This is a genomic window from Microbulbifer jejuensis (assembly GCF_047289955.1).
GTDB lineage: Bacteria > Pseudomonadota > Gammaproteobacteria > Pseudomonadales > Cellvibrionaceae > Microbulbifer.
Genome location: NZ_JBLBUB010000054.1, coordinates 1 through 7,407, shown reverse-complemented (window position 1 = coordinate 7,407; position 7,407 = coordinate 1). Strand labels below are relative to the sequence as shown.

Here is a 7,407-nt window from a genome sequence, read left to right as displayed (position 1 = left end):
AAGGAAAGTGGAGAAAACTCCGAGGCTTTGACTACCTCGCGAAGGTCATCACCGGAGTGAAATTCAAAGATGGAGAAGAGGTGCCAACAGCAGACCAGAGTGCTGCTTAATCAAACCTGTTGAACACCAGAATTGACAATAACTCCTTGATAGATCACCCATCGGCTACAGAGAAATAAATAGGGTATTAGAGGAGCATTGTTTCTCTAAATTGCATACTGAAGATGAGTCGGTCCTAAAGTTGTTTGCGTGGGATATTATTGAGTATGTTCAAATGTCTTATCGGTTTATAAAGCCTGAGATTGATCCCATATCTTTGAATCAAGCAATTCTTATCAATGCAGAGTCGGAATTTCATGGTAGGTATGTTTATATTGTAATACCTGTACAAAACAGATGTGTAGCGGTGGGACTGGCAACCCGTGCTTAACAAATAAGGATATGTTACGCTTGCTGCAACATCTGACACCTAAATTAAAAAACCGGCCCCTGAGCCGGTTTTTTTATGCCTGGAGAAAGCTACTTCCCCAGGTCTTACTTGGAGCTACCTTCATCTGAGTCAGAGGCCAAAATAAAGCACTCTAAAATCTTGACCTTTGAATATCCTGGCTAGTTATTTACTTCACTCTTTGAGAAATTAGTACGTTTGTAGGGGTTGGATGTCAAAATGTAAGTCGCCCAAACGTATGGCCAAGGGATAACAAGTAGATCGATGATGATTCCAATCGTATTCGCATTTACAAGTTCGGCGGCTACAGGGTCGATTTCTCCTGCCAGCCAAAGTTGTGCCCCAACTGCAAGCATCCAAATTGCTTTATAGGTTAACTGCATCAACAGCACTGGTAGCATTTTCAGTGGGTGCAAAACGCCGAATAGGGATAGTAAGGTGAGAGCCCCCCAAAAACTGAATGCTACTCCTTCCAAGGGGTCCCATATTTCACCTGGGTTGATGATGGTCGGCCATACACTAAAGCCAAATACTACAGCTATAAAAAGATAAAATGCTCTTAATATATTTATTCTCCACCTTGAGACTTCTTTTTGCATGGTTTTCTCCTTCATTTTTAATGTTGCACTATGTGCTCCTGGCGTGTTTTTTTATCTTTCGCCAACTATCGAAGAAATTAAAGTATTTTGGTTAAATATTTGTTTCTCATGTGGCCCTTGATGCCGGCCAACACGACTGGGGATACCAGAACTGTTAGAGCACTTAACATAAGTAAATTTCCATATGTATATTTAGGCCGTGAGGGATGCCCCAGAAGTTCTGGCCTTTCACAAACTAACCGAAAGCATATTCTAATACAACGGTATTTGCCCAAAGATGGCTTGACGTTAAACGTGCGCTTTGGAGGACAAGAGGTGGGCCGCTTCCGCTCTCACCCCATTTTTTCAATTTGGAGCTACTGATGCTAGGTGCAATTAGTGCTATCTCTGGTTTGATCGGCAAGGCCGTTGATAAGGCGTTTCCGGACAAGTCCGAGGCGAATAGGCTCAAGGCGGAGATTGACCGCCAGTTGATCGCAATGGAACGCAAGGAGCTGGAATCGGCGACCAGTGTGATTACGGCCGAGGCGGGCGGGGAGAGCTGGCTTCAGCGTTGCTGGCGTCCTATTGCCATGCTGACTTTTGTCAGCCTCGTGGTGGCACATTGGCTGGGATGGACCGCACCAAACCTCAGCGAGGAACAAACACTGGCACTGTTGGAGATTGTAAAGATCGGCCTGGGCGGTTATGTGGTGGGTCGCAGTGCTGAAAAAGCCATCAAGACATGGAAACAGTCATGACCGTTCACGATCTGATGCGAGAGTTGACTGAGAAGGCCGGCCATGCCACTACGGTACCCGTGTCGCACGGCCCCCATCACCCTGAGCCCTGCCGGACTAATGGTGTGGGATACGTTTGCGGCCAGTTGCGGTGCCGGCGAATTTTTTACCTTTGATCCCTTCGGCACCGAAGCCGCGCCGGACACCCCCGGTACTGTGCAGCTCAAATTCGGCTCCTTCAAACAGCAGCGCCAGCCCGCCTGGCGGTTTGTGTTTAGTTTTACCATTGTGGAAATCCTGGCCTGATGCGTAACAACTCAGAACCCTTTGATCTGGCAAACCAGTCCCCCCAGCGCGTGCTGCGCCTGGTGGTGCAGATCGGCTATGACCTGCCGCTGTATATTACTTCCCACCGGGATATTCCCGGACTGCCCGCCAATGCCATTCTCGGGGCCTTAAAAAAATGCTCGGCCACCAGCCAGCGCCTGTTGCCGGAGCAGGGCAGGGCGGAGATCGGCAGCATCCAGTTTGAGGTGGTGGATATTGCCGGCCAGCTCTCCTGTGTGCTGCGCGACGAACTGGAACAGGGCAACGGTATCAAGGGCCGCACTGTGCGCCTGTACCCACCTGGCACCCATTCACAAAGTTAAACCCCAGGACGAAGTGCCCTGTGTGCTGCTCACCATGGCAAGCGGTGCCCAGGTGATTTGCAGCCGTGAAACGCCGGTGACCGATCACACTGGGCGGGTATATGAAGCACAGCACTGCCAAAGGGTAAAACTGGGTGTGCTGCATGAAGAGGAACCGCTTACCTGGGAAACCGTCGAGCAGGTCGAATGCGCGGGCCTACGCACGGTGTACAAGATCAGTGTGGGCAATATCAGCTATGCCGCCGGTGTGGATTCCCGGCACAGAGTCATTACCCACAACCAAAGGCACAAGCCCTAATAAAGGAAGCAACATGGTTGAATACATACAAGCCAGCGGTATCAGCAACGCTGGAGAAGGCGAGCACTTTTATGAACTGACCAGCGGCATCTATGTCGGTGATATTGTGCGCATCGCGCAGGTACGCAACCCCATTGATCTGGACCAGGACGGCAGCCCCGACCAGTTTGCCTACAAGATGATCGGTGCCTTCGTCACCAATGAGAACCAGGTGCGCAGCAATGCCGCCGGCACACCCTGGCAAACCCCCGGCAAGGTGGAAACCTTGCAAGCCAGTGCTGTGGCTGAGGGCACAGAGAACGAAGAGGTCAACAAAGGAGCCTGGCGCATGGAGTGCATCCAGCGCACGGTGAATCTGCGGGTGGTGATTGGGGAGTGAGGAGGGCTTAGGCTACCTGATGAATACCCAAAAATACTTGTCGCAAAAATCGATTGTGTACGAAATTACCCCTTGGAATTACCCCTCAGAGTAGGAAAACAAAAAACCCTCCAAACTGGAGGGTTTTTAAGTGCCTGATTTTAAAGGCTTATTTGGGGTGGCCGACGGGGATTGAACCCGCGACCTCAGGAGCCACAATCCTGTGCTCTACCAACTGAGCTACGGCCACCATAATAGGGATATGCTTCAGTACTTTGTGGCTGTACTGAAATATCGGATTAAACCCGCACCAGCTTGGCGTGGGTCAGGCCCTTTATGCCAAACCAGAACCACCTGGAGGTGGCACGCCCGGCAGGACTCGAACCTGCGACCATCCGCTTAGAAGGCGGATGCTCTATCCAGCTGAGCTACGGGCGCAAGGTAAAACCGGTTGATTGGTCGGGGCAGAGGGATTCGAACCCCCGACATCCTGCTCCCAAAGCAGGCGCGCTACCAGACTGCGCTATGCCCCGTATATCAACTCTTCGCACCTACTCAGCCTATATCACCATCTACATGGAGGTTTTGAGGACTGTACCGTTGGCGAAGTGCGCGCATAGTACTGCCCACCCTCTCAGGAGTCAACGCCTCTAAACTATTATTTTTTAAGAAGTTTATTCTATTGCCCATCAAGGCCCAGAAGTGACGAAATTATTTTCAACCTATGCGAAAATGGCAAATTGTGCAAATTTGACCGGGTAGCTTGCGAGCCGCTTTGAAAATCCGCCTGGCTCCACTTTTATAGTAAGTAGGCTTTGAGGCAGATTCGGGTCTATAGCACACAACCTATTAATGTTTGAGATAGCATCTATGTCTGCACTGATTCTGGACGGCAAGGCCCTGGCACAGAAAACTGAAGAGACACTCTCAGCTCGAGTAGCTGCACTTAAGGAAAAAAGTGGTGGCCAAACCCCTATCCTGGCGACCATCCTGGTTGGCAATGACCCTGCCTCTGCCACCTATGTGAAGATGAAAGGCAATGCCTGCCGCCGTATTGGTATGGGCTCCATGCAGGTTGAGTTGCCTTCCTCTACCACTACTGAGCAACTGCTTAGCAGGATCGAAGCACTCAACAGTAACCCCAACGTTCATGGCATCCTGCTGCAGCATCCGGTGCCGGCGCAGATTGAAGAACGCGCTTGCTTCGATGCCATCTGCCTGGAAAAGGACGTAGACGGTGTGACCTGCCTGGGTTTCGGACGTATGGCGATGGGCGAGAAAGCCTATGGCTGTGCGACGCCAAAGGGCATAATGCGCCTGCTCGAGGCCTACAAAATTGCGCTGGAAGGCAAGGACGCTGTGGTTGTTGGCCGCAGCCCCATCCTGGGCAAGCCCATGGCGGCCATGTTGCTAAATGCTAATGCTACAGTCACCATTTGCCATTCCCGTACCCAGAATCTGGCCGAGCATATCCGTTGTGCGGATATCGTAGTAGGTGCTGTGGGCAGGCCGGAGTTTATCAAGGCAGAATGGATCAAAGACGGTGCGGTTGTAGTGGATGCCGGTTACCACCCAGGCGGTGTAGGTGATATCGAACTGGGCCCGCTCACTAAGCGCGTAGCCGCTTATACTCCGGTTCCTGGTGGTGTTGGTCCCATGACTATTAATACCCTTATCTATCAGACCGTTGACTCTGGTGAACGCAAGATTGGCTAGCCCGACTCGGTTGGACAAGGCAGTTAGCCAGGTTACCGATCTCTCCCGCTCCGATGCAAAGCGCGCGGCTAAGGCACAGCGGATTAGCGTAAATGGTGAGGTGGTCACCGACCCGGCCGCCAAGGTACAGACCAGTGATGCCTTGTGCCTGGATGGCGGGCCCCTACTTAAACCGGGGCCTTGCTACATTATGCTGAACAAGCCTCTGGGCTATGTAAGCGCCACAAAAGATCCCGAGCACCCAACGGTGCTCGACTTAATCGACGAACCGAACAAAGGCAGGCTGCATATTGCCGGTCGCCTGGATATCGATACTACCGGACTGGTGCTCCTGACCGATGATGGCCAGTGGTCTCACAAGGTGACCTCACCTACCTATCACTGTGAAAAGACCTATTACGTCCAGTTGGCAGACAGGATTGAGGAGGCGGCAGTGGCAAAGGTTGCCAGAGGCATTTGGCTGAAAAACGAGAAGAGGAGAACCAAGCCTGCCAGACTTGAGATACTCTTTGCCAATGAAGTCCGTATTACTATCGGCGAAGGGCGCTACCACCAGGTTAAGCGGATGTTTGCCGCCCTGGGTAACAAAGTCCTGGTACTGCACCGGGAAAAAATTGGCGATATCCCTTTGGATGAAGGACTCCGGGAAGGTGAATACCGCCTCCTTACCCCAGATGAAATTGCTTCGGTAAAAAAGTAAACAACATGTCAGCCCTTCTACTCCAGGAGCTCCTTCATGTCCCGAGGGAAACTTTGTGGATCGCCGATGAAAACAGCAAACCCCTCCTGCAGCCGGGATTTTACTTCAACGGCGATCTGCTCACCAACCGCTGGGATATTGCTGGGCTGGCTGAGGGAAATGTTACCCGCAGTTTTTTTAACGACTTTCACTTCGAGGAGTTGGAACGCAGCTATCGTCGCATTATTTATCCCGTATCCAAGGAAAAGGCAATCGTTCACCACATCATCAATCAGGCGCCGCGCTTTCTTGGCGAGGGCGGTGAGCTGGTGCTGCTGGGAGAAAAACAAAGTGGAATCAAAAGCTACGCGGCAAAAGTAGCTGAACGCCTTGGCTCTGCCAAGCAATTGCAGAAGCACGGTAACGACTACGCCAGTATCAACTGCATCGATCATGCGAACGGTGGGAAACTGATCGGTGAGCTGGATTACCCGAGGTTGCGGAGCCTGCCCGAACTCGGCGGCCTGTACAGCAAACCGGGCCTGTTCGGCTGGAACAAGGTCGATAAAGGCAGTGCGTTGCTTGCCCAACATTTCATCACTGAACTGCCCAAGGGAGGTACCCGCATAGTGGACCTGGGCTGTGGATACGGTTATCTCAGTACCCAACTGGCATCACTGGGCAACTTCCATTTTACCGCAACCGACAATAACGCCGCCGCCCTGCTTGCCTGCAAGCAGAATTTTCGCGCACACGGTTTGACCGGTGTCGTCATACCCTCTGATGCCGGTGCAGGTCTTGAAAGCGGAAGTGCCGATCTGGTGCTGTGTAACCCTCCGTTCCACCAGGGGTTTCAGGTGGAGGGAGGGCTGACTGACCTTTTCTTACAAAACAGTGCCCGGCTTCTGAAATCAACCGGAACAGCACTTTTTGTGGTGAACGCGTTTATTTCTCTGGTGGATAAAGGCCTGCGCTACTATTCAGATGTGCAGTTGATCTGCAAAGAGAAAGGATTCTGTGTATACAGGCTGCGCCTTTGATATGCAGCTTTCAGCCAGGTGAAAAGGGATGTTAGACTGATGCAGTGACTCAGTAGTCGCGCAAATTGAACAGGTTCATCGAGAGAGTGTGCTCTTCAAGCTCTTCCAGCTGACGCAAGCGTTCAAAGGCTTCCTGTGCAGAGGGGGTTTCTGCGCCCTGAGACAAATCCCGGTACTGGTCCGCCAGGTAGATTTCTATATCCAGAGCAAATTTGGCGACATCATCAAGGTTATCAATGTCTATGCAGCGCAGTCGCTGTAAAAATTCTTTTTCTCGCCCCTCCGGAGCAAACTGCACCCAGGTATGCAGGGCGCCCGGCGGTAAATCCGCATGGAAATTTTCCAGCGAATGTTTCATGGAATCTTCCCGCCGCCTGAGTTGATCCAACAATAATTCAACCCGTTTATTGGTGGCCAACTGTTCGTACTCTTCATACTGCAGCGCCAGTTTGGCGTGAAAATCCCTTCCTTCCTGAATCACTTCCTCAACTGTTTTGTACCGCATTGACCGGTCCCGAAAAAAGTACGTCGCTTGTTCCAGTATAGGCAGTGGGTAACAAAGGGCGCCAATCAATATCATCATTGACATGACAGAAACACAGGCTGACTGATTGGTTCTATGATCGAACCCCAAAGCAGGAACTTTCGTAATACTGTACAGGGAGTCTTTATCAGAAACAGCCACACAGAAAATGGGCAATATTAGAGAGTTTTTAAAATTGTGCGTGTACTTAGTGTTTGCCAACTGGGTACAGTGAATCACCCCGGGTTTCTCGGAGGCAAACTTTCTTGAGAGAATTAGCCAATGAGCAAACAACCTGGATACTCCCCCGAAGTACGGGAACGTGCAGTTCGCATGGTGTTGACCGGCGAGTACGAACATAAATCACGTTGGGCAGC

10 protein-coding genes and 3 tRNA genes are annotated in these 7,407 nt (G+C 51.3%); 8 read left to right on the top strand and 5 right to left on the bottom strand.

Annotation, left to right across the window (positions count from 1 at the left end):
* Positions 1-609 precede the first annotated feature (609 nt).
* A complete protein-coding gene (locus ACL7TT_RS20170; protein ID WP_368456238.1) occupies positions 610-1,047 on the bottom strand; it encodes a hypothetical protein in 438 nt (145 codons plus the stop codon).
* Between the two features lie 362 nt (positions 1,048-1,409).
* Here ACL7TT_RS20170 and ACL7TT_RS20165 point away from each other — a divergent pair, with 362 nt between their 5' ends.
* The 5 genes from ACL7TT_RS20165 to ACL7TT_RS20145 are packed head-to-tail and all read left to right on the top strand — an operon-like array spanning position 1,410 to position 3,093.
* On the top strand, positions 1,410-1,787 hold the full coding sequence (locus ACL7TT_RS20165; protein WP_368456239.1) for a 3TM-type holin: 378 nt from the start codon (positions 1,410-1,412) through the stop codon (positions 1,785-1,787).
* A gap of 42 nt (positions 1,788-1,829) precedes the next feature.
* A complete protein-coding gene (locus ACL7TT_RS20160; RefSeq protein ID WP_413397980.1) occupies positions 1,830-2,072 on the top strand; it encodes a hypothetical protein in 243 nt (80 codons plus the stop codon).
* Positions 2,072-2,416 (top strand): hypothetical protein, encoded by a 345-nt coding sequence (locus ACL7TT_RS20155; protein WP_413397979.1) that lies wholly within the window; start codon positions 2,072-2,074, stop codon positions 2,414-2,416. The genes ACL7TT_RS20160 and ACL7TT_RS20155 overlap by 1 nt, the downstream gene beginning before the upstream one ends.
* Positions 2,417-2,438: 22 nt before the next feature.
* Positions 2,439-2,714 (top strand): hypothetical protein, encoded by a 276-nt coding sequence (locus ACL7TT_RS20150; RefSeq protein ID WP_413397978.1) that lies wholly within the window; start codon positions 2,439-2,441, stop codon positions 2,712-2,714.
* 13 nt (positions 2,715-2,727) lie between these two features.
* Entirely contained in the window at positions 2,728-3,093 is a 366-nt protein-coding gene (locus ACL7TT_RS20145) for a hypothetical protein (protein ID WP_413397977.1), read from the top strand.
* Between the two features lie 153 nt (positions 3,094-3,246).
* Here the strand turns inward: ACL7TT_RS20145 and ACL7TT_RS20140 are convergent.
* The 3 genes from ACL7TT_RS20140 to ACL7TT_RS20130 all read right to left on the bottom strand — a co-directional run bounded on the left by ACL7TT_RS20140 (position 3,247) and on the right by ACL7TT_RS20130 (position 3,605).
* A tRNA-His gene (locus ACL7TT_RS20140) sits at positions 3,247-3,322 on the bottom strand.
* 111 nt (positions 3,323-3,433) lie between these two features.
* Positions 3,434-3,510 (bottom strand) — tRNA-Arg (locus ACL7TT_RS20135).
* 18 nt (positions 3,511-3,528) lie between these two features.
* Positions 3,529-3,605: transfer RNA gene (locus tag ACL7TT_RS20130), tRNA-Pro, on the bottom strand.
* A gap of 337 nt (positions 3,606-3,942) precedes the next feature.
* Here ACL7TT_RS20130 and folD point away from each other — a divergent pair.
* Genes folD through ACL7TT_RS20115 form a run of 3 tightly spaced genes read left to right on the top strand, consistent with a single transcriptional unit; the run spans position 3,943 to position 6,507 of the window.
* Entirely contained in the window at positions 3,943-4,788 is an 846-nt protein-coding gene (folD, locus tag ACL7TT_RS20125) for a bifunctional methylenetetrahydrofolate dehydrogenase/methenyltetrahydrofolate cyclohydrolase FolD (RefSeq protein ID WP_413397976.1), read from the top strand.
* Positions 4,781-5,488 (top strand): 16S rRNA pseudouridine(516) synthase RsuA, encoded by a 708-nt coding sequence (gene rsuA / locus ACL7TT_RS20120; protein ID WP_413397975.1) that lies wholly within the window; start codon positions 4,781-4,783, stop codon positions 5,486-5,488. The genes folD and rsuA overlap by 8 nt, the downstream gene beginning before the upstream one ends.
* Positions 5,489-5,493: 5 nt before the next feature.
* The gene (locus ACL7TT_RS20115; protein ID WP_413397974.1) at positions 5,494-6,507 is read left to right on the top strand and encodes a class I SAM-dependent methyltransferase; all 1,014 of its coding nucleotides are present in this window, start codon (positions 5,494-5,496) and stop codon (positions 6,505-6,507) included.
* Positions 6,508-6,556: 49 nt separating this feature from the next.
* On the opposite strand, the gene ACL7TT_RS20110 is transcribed toward ACL7TT_RS20115, so the two are convergent.
* Complete coding sequence (locus ACL7TT_RS20110; protein WP_299948548.1) at positions 6,557-7,012, bottom strand: hypothetical protein; 456 nt, start codon at positions 7,010-7,012, stop codon at positions 6,557-6,559.
* Positions 7,013-7,407 lie beyond the last annotated feature (395 nt).